This window comes from Gilliamella sp. X-46 (assembly GCF_057063525.1).
On the sequence record NZ_JBXSQH010000019.1, the window covers coordinates 1 to 15,801 of the forward strand.

The 15,801-nt window shown below is 36.6% G+C and carries 16 protein-coding genes; 12 read left to right on the top strand and 4 right to left on the bottom strand.

Annotated elements, in window-relative coordinates; translation table 11 throughout:
- The 4 genes from ACYIAJ_RS09890 to ACYIAJ_RS09905 form a co-directional block, all read left to right on the top strand.
- The coding region (locus ACYIAJ_RS09890; protein ID WP_483564297.1) for an IS3 family transposase at positions 1-111 on the top strand (111 nt) is incomplete at its 5' end.
- 579 nt (positions 112-690) lie between these two features.
- Positions 691-792, top strand: a complete 102-nt coding sequence (locus ACYIAJ_RS09895) for an IS3 family transposase (RefSeq protein WP_483564739.1) — start codon at positions 691-693, stop codon at positions 790-792.
- Positions 793-807: 15 nt separating this feature from the next.
- Positions 808-903 (top strand): hypothetical protein, encoded by a 96-nt coding sequence (locus tag ACYIAJ_RS09900; RefSeq protein ID WP_160404082.1) that lies wholly within the window; start codon positions 808-810, stop codon positions 901-903.
- A 91-nt stretch (positions 904-994) separates the two neighbouring features.
- On the top strand, positions 995-1,867 hold the full coding sequence (locus ACYIAJ_RS09905; protein WP_483564720.1) for a LysR family transcriptional regulator: 873 nt from the start codon (positions 995-997) through the stop codon (positions 1,865-1,867).
- 115 nt (positions 1,868-1,982) lie between these two features.
- On the opposite strand, the gene ACYIAJ_RS09910 is transcribed toward ACYIAJ_RS09905, so the two are convergent.
- From ACYIAJ_RS09910 to idnO, 4 genes are all read right to left on the bottom strand, one after another.
- Positions 1,983-3,170 carry an MFS transporter gene (locus tag ACYIAJ_RS09910; RefSeq protein WP_483564721.1) on the bottom strand — a complete coding sequence of 396 codons (1,188 nt, stop codon included), beginning with the start codon at positions 3,168-3,170 and terminating at the stop codon, positions 1,983-1,985.
- Between the two features lie 1,010 nt (positions 3,171-4,180).
- Positions 4,181-5,173, bottom strand: a complete 993-nt coding sequence (gene idnR / locus ACYIAJ_RS09915) for a DNA-binding transcriptional regulator IdnR (protein WP_160404079.1) — start codon at positions 5,171-5,173, stop codon at positions 4,181-4,183.
- A 130-nt stretch (positions 5,174-5,303) separates the two neighbouring features.
- Positions 5,304-6,557, bottom strand: coding sequence for an MFS transporter (locus ACYIAJ_RS09920; protein WP_160404078.1), 1,254 nt, complete (start codon positions 6,555-6,557; stop codon positions 5,304-5,306).
- 127 nt (positions 6,558-6,684) lie between these two features.
- Positions 6,685-7,449, bottom strand: a complete 765-nt coding sequence (gene idnO / locus ACYIAJ_RS09925; protein WP_091346082.1) for a gluconate 5-dehydrogenase — start codon at positions 7,447-7,449, stop codon at positions 6,685-6,687.
- 262 nt (positions 7,450-7,711) lie between these two features.
- Here idnO and purH point away from each other — a divergent pair, with 262 nt between their 5' ends.
- The 8 genes from purH (at position 7,712) to rlmB (ending at position 15,615) form a co-directional block, all read left to right on the top strand.
- Positions 7,712-9,304 carry a bifunctional phosphoribosylaminoimidazolecarboxamide formyltransferase/IMP cyclohydrolase gene (purH, locus tag ACYIAJ_RS09930; protein ID WP_483564722.1) on the top strand — a complete coding sequence of 531 codons (1,593 nt, stop codon included), beginning with the start codon at positions 7,712-7,714 and terminating at the stop codon, positions 9,302-9,304.
- A gap of 62 nt (positions 9,305-9,366) precedes the next feature.
- Positions 9,367-10,665 (top strand): phosphoribosylamine--glycine ligase, encoded by a 1,299-nt coding sequence (gene purD / locus ACYIAJ_RS09935; RefSeq protein WP_483564723.1) that lies wholly within the window; start codon positions 9,367-9,369, stop codon positions 10,663-10,665.
- Positions 10,666-10,687: 22 nt separating this feature from the next.
- A complete protein-coding gene (locus tag ACYIAJ_RS09940; protein ID WP_483564724.1) occupies positions 10,688-10,999 on the top strand; it encodes a hypothetical protein in 312 nt (103 codons plus the stop codon).
- Positions 11,000-11,088: 89 nt separating this feature from the next.
- Entirely contained in the window at positions 11,089-11,400 is a 312-nt protein-coding gene (locus ACYIAJ_RS09945; RefSeq protein ID WP_160403622.1) for a hypothetical protein, read from the top strand.
- 277 nt (positions 11,401-11,677) lie between these two features.
- A complete protein-coding gene (locus tag ACYIAJ_RS09950) occupies positions 11,678-11,905 on the top strand; it encodes a hypothetical protein (RefSeq protein WP_483558992.1) in 228 nt (75 codons plus the stop codon).
- A 5-nt stretch (positions 11,906-11,910) separates the two neighbouring features.
- A complete protein-coding gene (locus ACYIAJ_RS09955) occupies positions 11,911-12,231 on the top strand; it encodes a hypothetical protein (protein WP_160403626.1) in 321 nt (106 codons plus the stop codon).
- 179 nt (positions 12,232-12,410) lie between these two features.
- Positions 12,411-14,846: a ribonuclease R gene (rnr, locus tag ACYIAJ_RS09960; protein WP_483564725.1), complete on the top strand. Its 2,436-nt coding sequence runs from the start codon at positions 12,411-12,413 to the stop codon at positions 14,844-14,846.
- Positions 14,847-14,853: 7 nt separating this feature from the next.
- Positions 14,854-15,615, top strand: coding sequence for a 23S rRNA (guanosine(2251)-2'-O)-methyltransferase RlmB (gene rlmB, locus ACYIAJ_RS09965; protein WP_483558987.1), 762 nt, complete (start codon positions 14,854-14,856; stop codon positions 15,613-15,615).
- The last annotated feature ends 186 nt before the right edge of the window (positions 15,616-15,801 follow it).

A 15,801-nucleotide genomic window follows, 5' to 3' on the forward strand; every position in this document is an offset into this window, starting at 1 on the left:
AAAGCGGATATTGAGGAATATATCCATTATTATAATCATAGAAGAATTAAATTAAGCTTGGACAAAAAGAGTCCTGTTCAATATCGGGAGTATTATTTTCCAGCAGCTTAGTTTTTTTGTACAACTTTTGGGGTGCAGTTCACGAATTCCCTGACAACCCACGCTTTGGCTGCAGAATGTGGCCTACGGCTGCCCTCCGCCGCCGCTCGGTCTTAACGCACCGGCTATGATTCGCTCCCGGCGAAGCATAGCCTCGCCAAACATCCCTGTTTGGCGTGCTAACCTCGCTCTGTTGTCGGCACATTCTGACGCCGGAGTAAGATAAATAACATAGCCTTAGGTGTTTTTTGGTAAATTGTTTTTTGTTAAAAAGCAATGTAATTACATCCAAAAAGTGGTCAGGAAAGGTATTGATTTTATTGAAGTTTTTATTTTTTGGTTTTTAAGATAAATCAATCACTTACACAACCTAAGCAAAGCGCCGACATACAGCTTTTACATTCAAACCAAGGTTGACATTATCATATGTGTCATTATCAGCAAAAACTAAGGAAAAGAAATATCGTACAGAGTATGTCTCGAAAAGGAAATTGCATAGATAATGCTATTATTGAGAATTTCTTTGGATTGTTAAAATCCGAAGTCTATTACTTAAATAAGTATGATACTATTGAGTAGTTAAAAGCGGATATTGAGGAATATATCCATTATTATAATCATAGAAGAATTAAATTAAACTTGGACAAAAAGAGTCCTGTTCAATATCAGGAGTATTATTTTCTAGCAGCTTAATTTTTTGTACAACTTTTGGGGTGTAGTTTAAAACATGGAGAACCCGTATGGCCTGAAGACTATTTAGGATCAATATCTCATAGTAATCAGCAAGCTATCTGTGCAAGTTAGCTCTTTATTTGTTAGAACAAGTGTAATTATTAGAACTTCAAAATCTAATAATTAAGTATAATACTTAATAGCTAATTAGAAGGATTTCCCTGTGTATGTAAAAAAAATAAGATCATTCATTGTATTAGCTACAAGTGATAGTTTTCGCGATGCCGCTGAGAAACTTAATATAACTCAACCAGCACTTACAAAACAAATTCAACTTCTTGAAGGAATATTCGGTTTTCAACTATTTCTGAGAGATAATCATGGTTGTTACCTGACTGATGAAGGTAAAATAATATATAAATACGCACTTAATTTAACCGATGAATTAGATAAATTCTTATGTATAGTAAAAAAAATAAAAACAGGTAGAACGGGTGTTTTGAATATCGGACATACATTTTCTTTTATAAATATATTACCAGAAATGATAAATCGATATACAGAACACCATCCAATGATAAAAATTCAAATACATGAGTTGGATTCAGCAGAGCAGGAAAAAAGGCTATTATCTGGAGAGTTAGATATAGCTTTTATGGAAAAGCCTGTCAATAAACAAATAAAATATGAAGAGATAGGTACAGATCATTTATTAATTATATCCAATCCCAAAGACAATTTTCAGATTAATAATTTTAATGATATTAATCAAATTTTAGATAAAAATACTCTTTGTTTACCAAATTGTGATTCGCATTTTGAATTATCTCAAAAAATTTCGAAATTTCTTTCAAGAAACTCACTAAATTTTCCACAGGTATATTACACAAATAATATTTACAATAGTATATCTATGTCTAATTTACATTCAAATGTAACGATATTACCTAATAGTTTAGTTCATAATATTAAATCAAAAATTAAATATCATGAACTCATGGGAAAAGGATCAAAATGGAAAATAGGAATGTCTTGGAATGAAGAAAGAGCAGGTGCTGATGCTCTTACTTTTATTAATGAGATGAAAAATAAATAAATTTATTTACAGGGTAAAAAATCGATTACTTTGCTTCCACTTGTATTTAGCAAACATTATATTTTCGTATACTGAACTATATCCATGACAGCTTGCTAAAGTGTGAACATGCAGATCAATGAGATGCATTATCGTCTCCGCTTGCGTTTTCAACACCAAGTTTACTAGCATATAAAACTATAAAAATAGCTAATATCAACAAAATACACATCATGATTGGTAATACTCTTGCATCGAAAACATTTAGCAGCATTCCGCCACAAAAACCACCACCAGCTATTGCCAAATTCCAAAGTGATACAAGTAAAGACTGTGCAATATCAGCAGATTCTCCTGTTATTTTGGCTGATGCTGTTTGAAATAATGTTGCTCCACCGCCAAAAGCCAATCCCCATACTACAATTGAGACTAAGATTAACGAATAAATGTTATCAAAAGCATAAAATAATAATCCGGAGATAGCAAAAAAACTGAGAGATAAAATAATCAACTTACGTAAATATTTGTCAATAAATATCCCAACAATAGCAATACTGATAATCGATGAAATACCAAAAATAAATAGAACAGCATCGACATTCATTTCATTTCCTGAAAGTTGTAAATATGGTGATATATAGGTGTAAAAAATATTATGACCAAAAGCGAAAATAAAATTTATTACTAAAATCGATTTTACATAAGGTATAGATAATACAGAAAACATGGCATTCTTTTTCTTCGTTTTTAATGCTTCTAAATTAGGTAGTTTTAGGCATATCAAAATGACCAACAACAAAGAGATTATTGTAATTATATGAAAAGTTAATCTCCAACCGACTAACTGACCTATTAATGTGCCCAATGGAATACCTATAGATAAGGCTATCGGAACCCCTAGCATAACTATAGTTATTGCTCTTCCTTTTTTATCATCACTAACCATTCTTGTTGCGTAACCAGCCACCATTGCCCATAAAAGACCGGCAAAAATACCAGCTAAAAATCTAGCTATTAATACCATAGTAAAAGACAGAAAATATGCAGTCATAAAATTAGTAATGCCAAAACCAAGTATAACTGTTACTAATAATTTTTTTCTATTCCAACTTTGTGTTGCAATTGTTAATGGGATAGCTGATAGTAGAGAACCTAATGCGTAAAGTGTCACTAATTGACCCGCTTGAGCTTCTGTAACACTTAGATCTTGACTTATTAACAGTAAAAAACCAGCAGGCAAAGCTTCTGTCATAATTGAAATAAACAGTGCTGTTGCTAAGGTAAGAAGGCTCAATGTGGGAAATGTATTATTTGTTCTTTCCATGTAATTCGCTCATATTATAAATTTGTTTGGGGTTAAATTGAATTTATTCATCAAAGCCATAGCTAACCATATCCTTCTTAGGATAATGTTCCCTATGAATAACAAAATTAGCCATGCTTTTATCAATAAAGGCAATGTCCTTTGGACTTAATGTGATATTTACAACTTTAATATTTTCAAGTAAATAACTTAACCTCCTTGTGCCAGGTATAGGAAAAATATTCTTAGATTTACTAAATAATTAGGTAAGTAATACACAATGAATTCATGCTAACAAATAATTTTATAGCTGTATAATTCCAATCATTTATTACATAATGAAAAATATTTATCACAATTAACTATCAATTTAGATAAGCTGAACCATACAAAATGTTAGATGCTTTTATTCAATAACTTGTCAATGAATGGTTTAGTGCCATAAAATGAGGATTATAGGATTAGTAAAAAGTATTTTTTTGCGCTTTGAATCCATAGAAGTCCATAAGCGTCCACTAGGAACTAGTCCAACAGGTTACCACGCTGTTTTCGAACCTCGTTTCCCGCTCCAAATATTAATAGCGCATTTATTACTCATATTACTAAATCAAAATAAGTCCTAAAAAAACTTTTCTATTTTGATTAGCCAAATGAAAAAAACAAAAACTTAAATAAAATCAATATCTTTTCTGACTGATTTTTTACGTAAAATCAGGATTTTTGGAGTTGGTGAATAGAATAAATTGTGCAGAGGTTTCGGACGTTTTGACCTTGGGTGAACAAGATAGCCACAGTGATCACGTCCGAGCAAAGGGAATTAAAGCGAATTACCTTTGCAATTCCACGCTTTGGCTACCGAATGTGGCCTGTGGCTACCCGAAGCTGGAGCAAGACAAACAACATAGCCTTTAGTGTTTTTTTGAGTTATTTTTGTGTTAAAAAGCAATACAATTATATCCAAAAAGTGGTCAGAAAAGGTATTGATTTTATTAGGGTTTTTATTTTGCTGTTTTTTCTAAAAAAAACATCCCCTAAACAGTCTGCCCCTTATCAATCTTATAATCTAAATTAACACTACTTTTAACCTTCTCTCCATTCAACCTTTTTAACAATAACTCGATCGCAACTTTGCCAATCTCAAATCGTGGCGTGATGACGGTGGCGATTTTTTGGGGGTTAGCTCGGCCGATTTCTAAGCCGTGAAAGCCAGCAATGGCAATTTGTTCTGGTACGGGGATATTATAATTTAGGCATTCAAGCAGGACTCCAATTGCCATATCATCGTTAGTACATAAAACACCATCCATATCAGGGTATTTTTGAATGGCTTGGTGAAATAGGCTTTTGCCTAAGTCTATTGATGATATCGCATCAGGTATGATTTGGTGTGGCGTGAGTCCTGCTTGTTTCATGACTCGCTGATAGCCATGGTAGCGTTGAGTATCTCTAGCACTGGCGACTGAGTTAAAATAGATTATATTTTTTTTACCAGATTCAATCATTTGCAATGTCATATCATAGGCAGCTTGTTCGTTATCAAAGCCGACTTGGATGTCAAAAAAACTTTGGGTGATATCCATAAGTTCAACAACAGGAATGTTGGCTGTTTTTAGATATTGTAGGGTGGCTTCGGTGTGGTCCTTTTCCATCAAGACAAGTGCATCAATGTTGTATGATAGTAGATTAATGATTTTTTCTTCTTCTAGCTGTTTGTCATAATTGTAATTAGTGATGATTGTTTGGTAATGATGAGCTGATGTGACCGATTCAATTCCAGCAAGCACTTCGGTGAATATTTGATTTTTAAAAGACGGTATAACAATACCAATACAATGGCTGCGTGAACCAAGCATTATTTGGGGGGCAAGATTGGGGATGTATTGGATTTCTTTTAGTACTTTTGCTATTTTTTCTTGATTTTTTTCAGAGACTTGTTTTGGATCTCTTAGGTAGCGACTAATGGTCATTTTAGTCACGCCAGTTAAATTGGCAATATCTTGTAAACTAATGCGTTTATCTTTCATAGCCTGTTATTTTAGAAGGGAATGCCGGTTGAATGTGTGGCATTTTAACAGCAAAAACAAGAAAAGAAATAATATTCGTTACAATAAATAAGAAGACAATGTCTATTGTCTTCTTATTTTGGTTATATTATTAATTATTTTTAGGTGCTTTAACACTAGCCATTAAAATAACTGATAAAACTAAAGATACCCCCATAAAGATATATGATGCTCCCGCACTGCCAGTTACTGCATTGATAACACCAACTAACCAAGCACCAATAAATGCGCCCAGTGCCCCAAAGCTATTAATTAAGCCAATTGACACGCCAGATACATTGCTTGGTAATAGTTCAGGAATTAAGGCAAAGAAAGGTCCATAAGGTGCGTACATGCAACCTGCTGCAAGTGATAAAAGCACAAAACAGATCCAAAAATGTTCAGCTCCAAGCAAATAAGCAGTAAAAAATGCGATAGTTGCTATAAGTAATAATGGCCAAACAAACAGTTTGCGATTTTGTAGTTTGTCGGAATAGAAAGAGACCATTAACATCATAGCAATAGCAACAAAATAAGGAATGGCAGAAAACCAGCCAACAGATATGATGTCAACTTTACCTGCTGAATTGATGATTGATGGCATCCACATCATAAATCCATATACGCCAATACTCCACAATGCGTGCACTGCACAAAGTTTAATGACATTGCCTGAACGAAACGCTTCGCCATAGTTGCGCATTGGTTTGATGTTTTGTTGTTCTTTGTCCATAGCAGCTTGGAAATCCGCTTTTTCGGCATCAGTTAACCATTTAACTTCCGATGGTTTGTCGCGTACAAGGATCCACCAAATCACTGCCCATAATACAGCCGGTAATCCTTCAATAATGAACATTTCGCGCCAACCATAAAGGTCGATTAAGTGCGCAGATACAATTGACATCCACAATACTGTCACTGGATTGCCTAAAATTAAGAAAGTGTTGGCTTTTGAACGTTCGGCTTTAGTAAACCATGTACTGATATAAATTAGCATTGATGGCATAACAGCCGCTTCAACAATACCAAGTACAAAGCGAATCACCATAAGAGATGGGATGTTACTGACCATTCCTGTCAATGCGGCACATAATCCCCATAGTATTAAACACACAAAAATGAGTTTACGAACGCTTCGTCTAACTGCATAAACAGAGCCTGGCACTTGGAAGAAGAAGTAACCAAGGAAAAAAAGTGCTCCAATTAATGATGATGTGCTTAGACTGATGTTTAAGTCCTTGTTAATTCCCGCAACGGCTGCAAAGCCATAATTTGCACGATCTAAATAGGCTAAACTATAAGTAATAAAAATGATTGGCATTAATCGCCACCAACGAGATGGCGCCAGTTTGTTTTTTATATTCATGTTCTTCTCGCTTTAAATTAATAATAAAGTGATTTTGGCGACAATTTTTATCCCTATTTTTATTTATATATTGTTTTATCTTCCTTACATTTGATGTACTAAAATACAATTGTCGCGATATGTTTTTTTAAACTGCGGCTAACATTCCGCCATCAACATAAAGAATGTGTCCATTGACAAAGTTTGATGCCGCAGAGGATAAAAACACGGCAGAGCCAATGAGTTCTTCTGGCTTACCCCAGCGTGCAGCAGGTGTTCTTTGACATAGCCATTGGGTGAACTCTTTGTTTTCAACCAGTGCTTTACACATTTCAGTATCAAAATAGCCAGGTCCAATACCATTAACTTGAATGTTGTAACGAGCAAGCTCAACGCACATCCCTTTTACAAGCATTTTGACCGCGCCTTTTGATGCGGCATAAGGGGTAATAGTGTCGCGACCTAGTTCACTTTGCATTGAGCAAATATGAATGATTTTTCCTTGCTTACGCGTGATCATGTGTTTAGCCACTTGTTGTGAAACTAAAAAAACCGCTTTTTGGTTAACATTAATCACCGCGTCCCAATCTGCTTCAGGAAACTCAGTAAATGGATGACGACGTTGAATACCGGCGTTATTGATTAATATATCGATGGGGCCGATCTCTTTTTCGATACGATCAATGGCATTTTTGACCGAATCGTAATTGGTTACATCAAAACCGATGCCAACAGCATTGATGCCCTGTGATTTTAATTGGTTTGCTGCATTTTCAGCGCGTTCTTGGGTAATATCATTAATAACAATACTTGCCCCGTATTGACCTAAGCCTGTAGCAAGTAAATTACCAATACCTTGTGCTGACCCAGTAATTAAAGCGCGTTTTCCCTTTAGTTCGAATAAAGATTTCATTATTTTCTCCCTTTTATTTTAAATTGTTATGCATAACAGTTACGCGTAACAATATTATGGAAAAACAAAAAAAGAAAGATAGTAATGCGTGATTTTCCATGAAAATGTTAATTCTGTGATCAACGTCAAATATTATGATTTACTTGTTTTGACCCTGTTTAATAAAATTTTTTAAAAAGTTAATACTAAACATCTATCCTTAATTTATATATAATGTCGACTTAACCATTTGAATTTAGATATCAACCTCGGAGCTTCCCTCATGCAGCAGTTTCGTCCTATCCGCCGTGCTTTACTTAGTGTGTCCGATAAAACCGGTATTTTAGAGTTTGCCAAAGCCTTATCAGAACGAAATGTGGAACTTCTTTCAACAGGGGGAACGGCAAAATTGTTAATGGAAAACCAGATACCGGTAACGGAAGTGTCTGACTATACTGGATTTCCTGAAATGATGGATGGGCGAGTTAAAACGTTACATCCCAAAATTCATGGCGCCATTTTAGGGCGACGAGGGATTGATGATGATGTGATGCAACAACATCAAATTACGCCCATCGATATGGTGGTTGTCAACCTTTACCCTTTTGCTCAAACGGTAGCTAACGCCAATTGCACGTTAGAAGACGCCGTTGAAAATATCGATATTGGTGGTCCAACAATGGTGCGTTCTGCCGCTAAAAATCATAAAGATGTCGCTATTGTGGTTGATTGTTATGATTATGCCAATATCATTAACATGATGGATGATAACCAAAATTCCCTTTCTTTTGAATATCGTTTTAACCTTGCTATTAAAGCCTTTGAACACACGGCTAAATATGACGGCATGATTGCCAACTACTTTGGGCAATTAGTCCCCCCTTATATGGGTGAAACCAATGAGCCATCGGGCGAGTTTCCTAGAACGTTAAATCTACAATTTATTAAAAAACAGAATATGCGTTACGGCGAAAACGCTCATCAGCAAGCGGCTTTTTATGTTGAGCAAGATGCCAAAGAAGCCTCGATTGCAACGGCAAAGCAACTGCAAGGTAAAGCGCTTTCTTATAATAATATTGCTGATACTGACGCTGCACTTGAATGCGTAAAATCATTTGACGAGCCCGCTTGTGTGATTGTAAAACATGCCAACCCTTGTGGTGTTGCCGTTAGCGATAACATTTTAAACGCTTATGAAAAAGCCTTTAAAACAGACCCCACTTCAGCTTTTGGTGGCATTATTGCGTTTAATAGACCGTTAGATGCTAAAACCGCTCAAGCGATTGTTGATAAACAATTTGTTGAAGTGATTATTGCACCTTTAGTCAGCCAAGAAGCACTCATCATCATTCAAGCTAAAAAAAATGTGCGCGTGCTTGAATGTGGCGAGTGGTCAACATCAGCGTCAGCAAGTTTAGATTTTAAACGTGTCAATGGTGGTTTGTTAGTGCAAGATCGTGATTTAGGCATGATATCGCCAGATGCATTAACGGTAGTCACCAAACGTAAGCCAACAGATCAAGAACTTTCCGATGCGCTATTTTGTTGGAAAGTGGCTAAATTTGTTAAATCCAATGCCATTGTTTATGCAAAAGATAAAATGACAATTGGTATTGGTGCAGGGCAAATGAGTCGAGTTTATTCCGCAAAAATAGCTGGCATTAAAGCGCAAGACGAAAATCTAGACGTTGCTGGTTCTGTTGTTGCATCAGATGCATTTTTCCCATTTAGAGATGGGGTCGATGCTGCTGCCGCTGCAGGGGTGACTTGTGTAATTCAGCCCGGAGGATCGATTCGTGATGACGAAGTGATCCAAGCTGCGAATGAACACAATATTGCAATGATATTTACGCATATGCGCCATTTTAGGCACTAATTTTAGGCCTTAATAGGGCGACCTTGTTTATTATTAAAAAAGACATCATTAAAGGATCTTTTATGAAAGTTTTAGTCATTGGTAATGGTGGGCGCGAACATGCACTTGCTTGGAAAGTCGCACAATCACCATTGGTTTCTAAAGTCTTTGTTGCACCAGGCAATGCCGGTACTTCCCTAGAGCCTAGCTTAGAAAATATCAACATCAAAGCTACCGACGTAAGTGGTCTGCTTAGCTTTGCTCAGCAAGAACAAATCGATTTAACTATAGTGGGACCTGAAGCCCCGTTAGTGATAGGTATTGTTGATAGCTTCCAAAAAGCGGGGTTAAAAATCTTTGGACCAACTAAAGCCGCTGCACAACTTGAAGGGTCAAAAGCCTTTACTAAAGACTTCTTAGCTCGCCACAAAATCCCCACCGCAGAATATCAAAACTTTACCGAAGTTGCTCCAGCCATTGCCTATATTCGTGAAAAGGGTGCGCCGATTGTGATTAAGGCTGATGGGCTAGCGGCTGGTAAAGGGGTGATTGTTGCCATGACAGTGGAAGAAGCTGAAGATGCTGTGCGTGATATGCTCGCCGGTAATGCCTTTGGTGATGCCGGTCACCGAGTAGTGATTGAAGAGTTTCTCGATGGCGAAGAAGCTAGCTTTATTGTCATGGTGGATGGCAAAAATGTCGAACCCATGGCAACAAGCCAAGATCATAAACGTGTTGGCGACGGTGATACAGGCTTAAATACTGGTGGTATGGGGGCATATTCGCCTGCACCAGTGGTGAGTGATGCTGTTTTTAAACGAATAATGGATGAAATCATCTACCCAACGGTCAATGGCATGGCACAAGAAGGTAATGTTTATGTCGGCTTTTTATATGCGGGTTTAATGATTGATAAAGGAGGTAATCCAAAAGTTATTGAGTTTAATTGCCGATTTGGCGATCCCGAAACCCAGCCAATAATGATGCGAATGCAATCGGATCTGGCTGAACTTTGCCTTGCAGCGGTGGAGGGGAAATTAGATACCGTCAAATCAAAATGGGATCCAAGACCTGCATTAGGCGTAGTCCTAGCAGCCGGCGGTTACCCTGGTGAATATAATACTCAAGATGTGATTATTGGATTGCCGGCAGAATCAAGTGATGATTGCAAAATCTTCCACGCAGGTACTAGTCTAGAAAAAGGTCGCGTTTACACCAATGGCGGGCGTGTGCTGTGCGTTACTGCATTAGGTAATACCATACTTGAGGCGCAACAGCGTGCTTATGAGCACATCAAAGGTATTTATTGGCATGGTTGTTTTTATCGCCATGATATTGGTTATCGTGCTATTGAGAGGGAAAAAAACTGCCACAAATCTTAATTTATAAAATAAGGATATTTGCATGGCTATTGAAATATGGATTAGCTATTACTTTTTTTCCATTGTTGGGTGTTTTATTCGGCACTATTTTTCGGAATATATTGCAATGGACTATGATAATGATAAAACTTTAAATCGTAAACGACGTTTAGCTCTTTTTTATTTTTATTTTATTTCTTTATATAGCGTGTTAATTATAAGTCAGCCAGGAGAGGGTATTTTTTCAAATATTATTTTTTTCTGGTCGGCTGTTTTTATTTTGATATTGTATTCATTTTTTATTAGTTTTCTTGAAACCCCACGTAGATACATAAAAAGAAAAAAATGGAAATGATTAATTGAATTTAAATAGAAGATGTTGATATTTTATATTAATCATATGTCTTTTTATCAACTACATGAAAAATTAAAAGGTAGATTTGCATGGCTGTTGAAATGTGGGTTAGCTATTATTTTTTTGCTATTGTTGGGTGTTTTATTCGGCACTATTTTTCGGAATATATTGCAATGGACTATGATAATGATAAAACTTTAAATCGTAAACGACGTTTAGCTCTTCTTTATTTTTATTTTATTTTTTTATATAGCCTGTTTATGATAAGTCAGCCAGGAGAAGGGCTTTTTTTAGAACTTATTTTTTTCTGGTCGGCTGTTTTAATTTTTATATTGTATGTATTTTTTATTAGTTTTCTTGAAACCCCACGTAGATACATAAAAAAGAAAAAATGGAAATGATTAATTGAATTTAAATAAGGATAAAATTAATTTTATCCTTATTTATGCAAAGAACTTGTCAATCATAACTTTCCAAACATTAACAACTTTTTGATGCTTGTTTATAAATTGAATCTTCAATTAGTCACAGGATATCCCTTTATGATAAAAGATCCATTTTTTGACCGCGAAGCCGAGAAGCATTATTATTCTATTGCTAGTTGATAGCTTATTTTAGATTATCTTAAACAAGAAGCAAAACGAGCAGGGGGTTATTACGTGCCGTAAATGTTATGCCTTGTCTGAGAATTTAAATTATTTCATTAAAGACGAAGAAAGTAGTGAAATAAATTTATATGTACCGCAGCCAGCAGAAATAGATAATGTAGGTAAAATAGTTGAAAATTATGAGTTTATTATGGCAATAAGTTCTGAACCAACAAAAAATTCCGAATATTATTTATGTACTCGTCCTGATGGTTCGCAATATCGCAAATATGATGAACATCCGGAAGAATTGGAATAATAAATATGGTTGCTTTAATTTATATCTTATTTTATTTTTTTTCTATTATACCTCTTATTATTTCTTATCGATTTAAAAAATATTCCATCAGAGATTATAGATACGATAATGGGTTAAAGTGGAAAAAAAGAATAGTATTAATCTTAAACTATGCTGTCATATTAATGCTGATCATTATTTTAGGAGAAAAAAAAACAATCAGAGGATATTCATCTGAGTTTGACCTATTACTATTATCCGCTGGAATATTTATCTATATTTATCTATTTGCAATTGGCTGGCTTGAAAGCCCTAGACCTTTTAGAAAAAAGAAAAAATGGAAATGATTAATTGAATTTAAATAAGGATAAAATTAATTTTATCCTTATTTATGTAAAATACTTGTCAATCATAACTCTCAAAACATTAACAACACTTTGACGCTTGTTTATAAATTGAATCTTCATTTTAAGTTATAGCACTCTATGTTATGCTAGCGCTAATATTAGTCACAGGATATCCCTTTATGATAAAAGATCCATTTTTTGACCGCGAAGCCGAGAAGTACGATTCCCCAATTGCTAGTCGAGAGCTTATTTTAGATTACCTTAAACAAGAAGCAAAACCAGCAAGTTTAGAAAAAATAGCCCAAGCTGTCGACATTAAAAATGAAGAGCAAAAAGTGGCATTGCACCGTCGTTTGCGCGCAATGGAGCGTGATGGGCAAGTGGTGTTTACGCGTCGCAAATGTTATGCCTTGCCCGAAAAGTTTGACATGGTCAAAGGTAAGGTTATTGCCCACCGTGATGGTTTTGGCTTTTTGCGGGTAGAGGGGAACCCTGAGGACTATTTTTTAGCACCTGAACAGATGAAAAAGGTGTTACAAGGCGATGTGATTTTAGCCCAGCCTATCGGTACACAATATCGTGGTAAAACCGAAGCTAGGGTAGTGCGAATTTTAGAGCCGCGTAGTAATCAAATTGTTGGTCGCTATTTTATCGAGCAAGGTGTTGGTTTTGTGGTGCCTGATGATAGCCGTTTGAACTTTGATATTTTAATAACGGGTAAACCTGATCGCACCGTACGTATGGGATCGGTTGTGGTAGTTGAGCTACAACAGCGACCAGAGCGTCGCCAAAAAGCGGTGGGTGTGATTAAAGAAGTCCTTGGCGAAATGATGGGGACGAATTTAGCTATTGATATTGCCCTGCGTAATCACGAAATCCCTTATGAATTACCTCAAGCGGTTGAAGCCGAAGTTAGCAAATTTACCGATCAAGTGCCCGAAAGTGCCAAAAAAGGTCGTAAAGACTTACGCAATTTACCTTTAGTTACCATCGATGGTGAAGATGCGCGTGATTTTGATGATGCGGTCTATTGTCAAAAAAATCGTGGTGGTGGCTATCGTTTGTGGGTGGCTATTGCCGATGTGAGTTATTATGTTCGGCCGGGCAAAGCGTTAGATAAAGAGGCTTGTTTGCGTGGTACGTCGGTTTACTTTCCTTCACGAGTTGTGCCTATGTTGCCCGAGGTTTTATCTAATGGACTATGTTCGTTAAATCCGCAAGTGGATCGTTTGTGTTTGGTTTGTGAAATGACGGTGTCTAATCGAGGCCGTTTGACAGGATACGAGTTTTACGAAGCGGTGATGAATTCGCATGCTCGGTTAACGTATACCAAAGTGGCTAAAATTTTAGAGGGTGATGAGGAACTTCGTGAGCATTACCATGATTTGGTTCCTCATCTTGAGAACCTCTACGGGCTTTATAGTGTGCTTGATAAAGCCCGTGTTGCCCGTGGGGCGATAGGGTTTGAATCAGAAGAGCCTAAATTTATCTTTAATGCCGATAAGCGTATTGAAAGCGTCGAGCTTGCACAGCGGAATGTGGCTCATAAAATCATTGAGGAGTGTATGATTTTAGCTAATGTGGCTGCGGCAAAATTAGTGATTAAAGCTGATATTCCTTCATTATTCCGTGTGCATGATAGACCCGATGAAGATCGCATAAATAATCTGCGTAGCATTTTAAGCGAACTAGGATTGTCACTTGGTGGTGGGGCTAATGCTAAACCTAAAGATATTGCCGAATTAATGACCGTGGTTGAAACACGCCCTGATCATGATATGTTGCAAACCGTTATTTTGCGTTCAATGAAGCAAGCCATTTATGATCCTGAAAATCGAGGTCATTTTGGTTTGGCGCTTGAGGAATATGGACATTTTACTTCGCCAATTCGTCGTTATCCTGATTTACTTTTGCACCGTGCTATTAAATGGATTTTAGCCGATGAACAACAAAAGACTAGTAAGACTGGCGGGTACCGTTATAATACAAGCGAAATGCTCTATTTTGGCGAGCACTGTTCTATGACCGAACGACGTGCCGACGAAGCTGTGCGTGATGTGGTTGATTGGCTAAAATGTGATTATATGCAAGATCATGTAGGCGAGGTTTTTAACGGTACGATTTCGAGCGTAGTTAATTTTGGCTTCTTTGTGCGGTTAGACGATCTATTTATTGATGGTTTAGTGCATGTGTCATCGCTTGAAAATGATTATTATACTTTTGATGGTTCGCGTAATCGTTTAATTGGTGAAAATACCCGCTTTACTTATCGTTTAGGCGATAAAGTGCAAGTGAAAGTTGATAACGTCAATCCAGAAGAACGTAAAATTGATTTTTCACTAGTGGGTAGTAATAATAAGCCAAAACGTCAAGGTAAAACAGCAAAAGAGAAGTCTAAACAAGCCCAAACCGATCAACATGCCGATTTGCCGCTTAAGCGAAAAGGTAAAAAATCAACTAGCGAAAGTAGTGCTAAGCCAAGTACTAAAAAAAAGGCTAAACCGAGTGCGAAATCAAGCACGAAAGTTGAAGCGAAAGCTAAAAGTAAAAAACGTAACAAATCGAAACCAAAATCAGTCAATAAAACCAAATCAGTTAATAAGATAAAAGAGTAGCAGATAAATGAGTGAAACAGTTTATGGCCTGCATGCCATTGAAGCATTATTAGCGCGTTCGCCAGAAAGAATCATCGAAGTATTTATTATTAAAGGGCGCGAAGATAAGCGCCTTATTGCCGTTGTGCGTCAATTAGAGCAACTTGGCTTGCCAGTGAAAATAGCTAATCGTCAATGGTTAGATGAAAAGTCAAAAAATGGTGTGCATCAAGGCATTTTAGCTATGGTAAAACCGAGCCGAGGATATCAAGAAAATGATATCCCGTTATTGATGGAACAGCAACCAAACCCCGTTATTTTGATTTTAGATGGTGTGACCGATCCGCATAATTTAGGCGCCTGTATACGTACCGCTGATGCCGCTGGAGTCGATTTTATTATTGTGCCAAAAGATCGCTCAGCACCGCTTAATTCCACCGCACAAAAAGTTGCCTGTGGCGCAGCTGAAAGTGTACCAGTGGTTAGAGTGACCAATTTGGCACGCACGATGCGAATGTTACAAGATGAATATCAAGTTTGGATTGTGGGTACTGCTGGCGAAGCTGATCGTACGCTTTATCAAACCGATTTTTATAAAACATCAACAGCAACTTCGCTTGCTTTAGTGATGGGGGCTGAAGGTGAAGGGATGCGCCGTTTAACTAAAGAGCACTGCGATGAGTTAGTCAGCATTCCCATGGCCGGTATTGTGTCATCACTTAATGTGTCGGTTGCAACTGGTGTTTGTTTATTTGAAATTGTTCGGCAAAAATCAGCCATCAAAACCTAATCTGAATGGCTATAACCGTATTGGTTATTTCAATACGGTTATGGCCTAATTCTATAAGTAATTTTGCTATATATTTTTTCAATCCAAAAAATCGAGTAATGACAACATAATAAAATAGCAGGGTATATTATAAAATTAAGGGTAATCCATGATGATATCAGCAAATCAATACCAATTAGATTAATT

Coding starts and splice junctions, on each gene's coding strand:
- purD (WP_483564723.1), top strand. CDS start 9,367: ATGAAAGTTTTAGTCATTGGTAATGGTGGGCGCGAACATGCACTTGCT.
- idnR (WP_160404079.1), bottom strand. CDS start 5,173: ATGAAAGATAAACGCATTAGTTTACAAGATATTGCCAATTTAACTGGC.
- ACYIAJ_RS09920 (WP_160404078.1), bottom strand. CDS start 6,557: ATGAATATAAAAAACAAACTGGCGCCATCTCGTTGGTGGCGATTAATG.
- rlmB (WP_483558987.1), top strand. CDS start 14,854: ATGAGTGAAACAGTTTATGGCCTGCATGCCATTGAAGCATTATTAGCG.
- ACYIAJ_RS09955 (WP_160403626.1), top strand. CDS start 11,911: ATGGTTGCTTTAATTTATATCTTATTTTATTTTTTTTCTATTATACCT.
- ACYIAJ_RS09940 (WP_483564724.1), top strand. CDS start 10,688: ATGGCTATTGAAATATGGATTAGCTATTACTTTTTTTCCATTGTTGGG.
- idnO (WP_091346082.1), bottom strand. CDS start 7,449: ATGAAATCTTTATTCGAACTAAAGGGAAAACGCGCTTTAATTACTGGG.
- rnr (WP_483564725.1), top strand. CDS start 12,411: ATGATAAAAGATCCATTTTTTGACCGCGAAGCCGAGAAGTACGATTCC.
- ACYIAJ_RS09910 (WP_483564721.1), bottom strand. CDS start 3,170: ATGGAAAGAACAAATAATACATTTCCCACATTGAGCCTTCTTACCTTA.
- purH (WP_483564722.1), top strand. CDS start 7,712: ATGCAGCAGTTTCGTCCTATCCGCCGTGCTTTACTTAGTGTGTCCGAT.
- ACYIAJ_RS09945 (WP_160403622.1), top strand. CDS start 11,089: ATGGCTGTTGAAATGTGGGTTAGCTATTATTTTTTTGCTATTGTTGGG.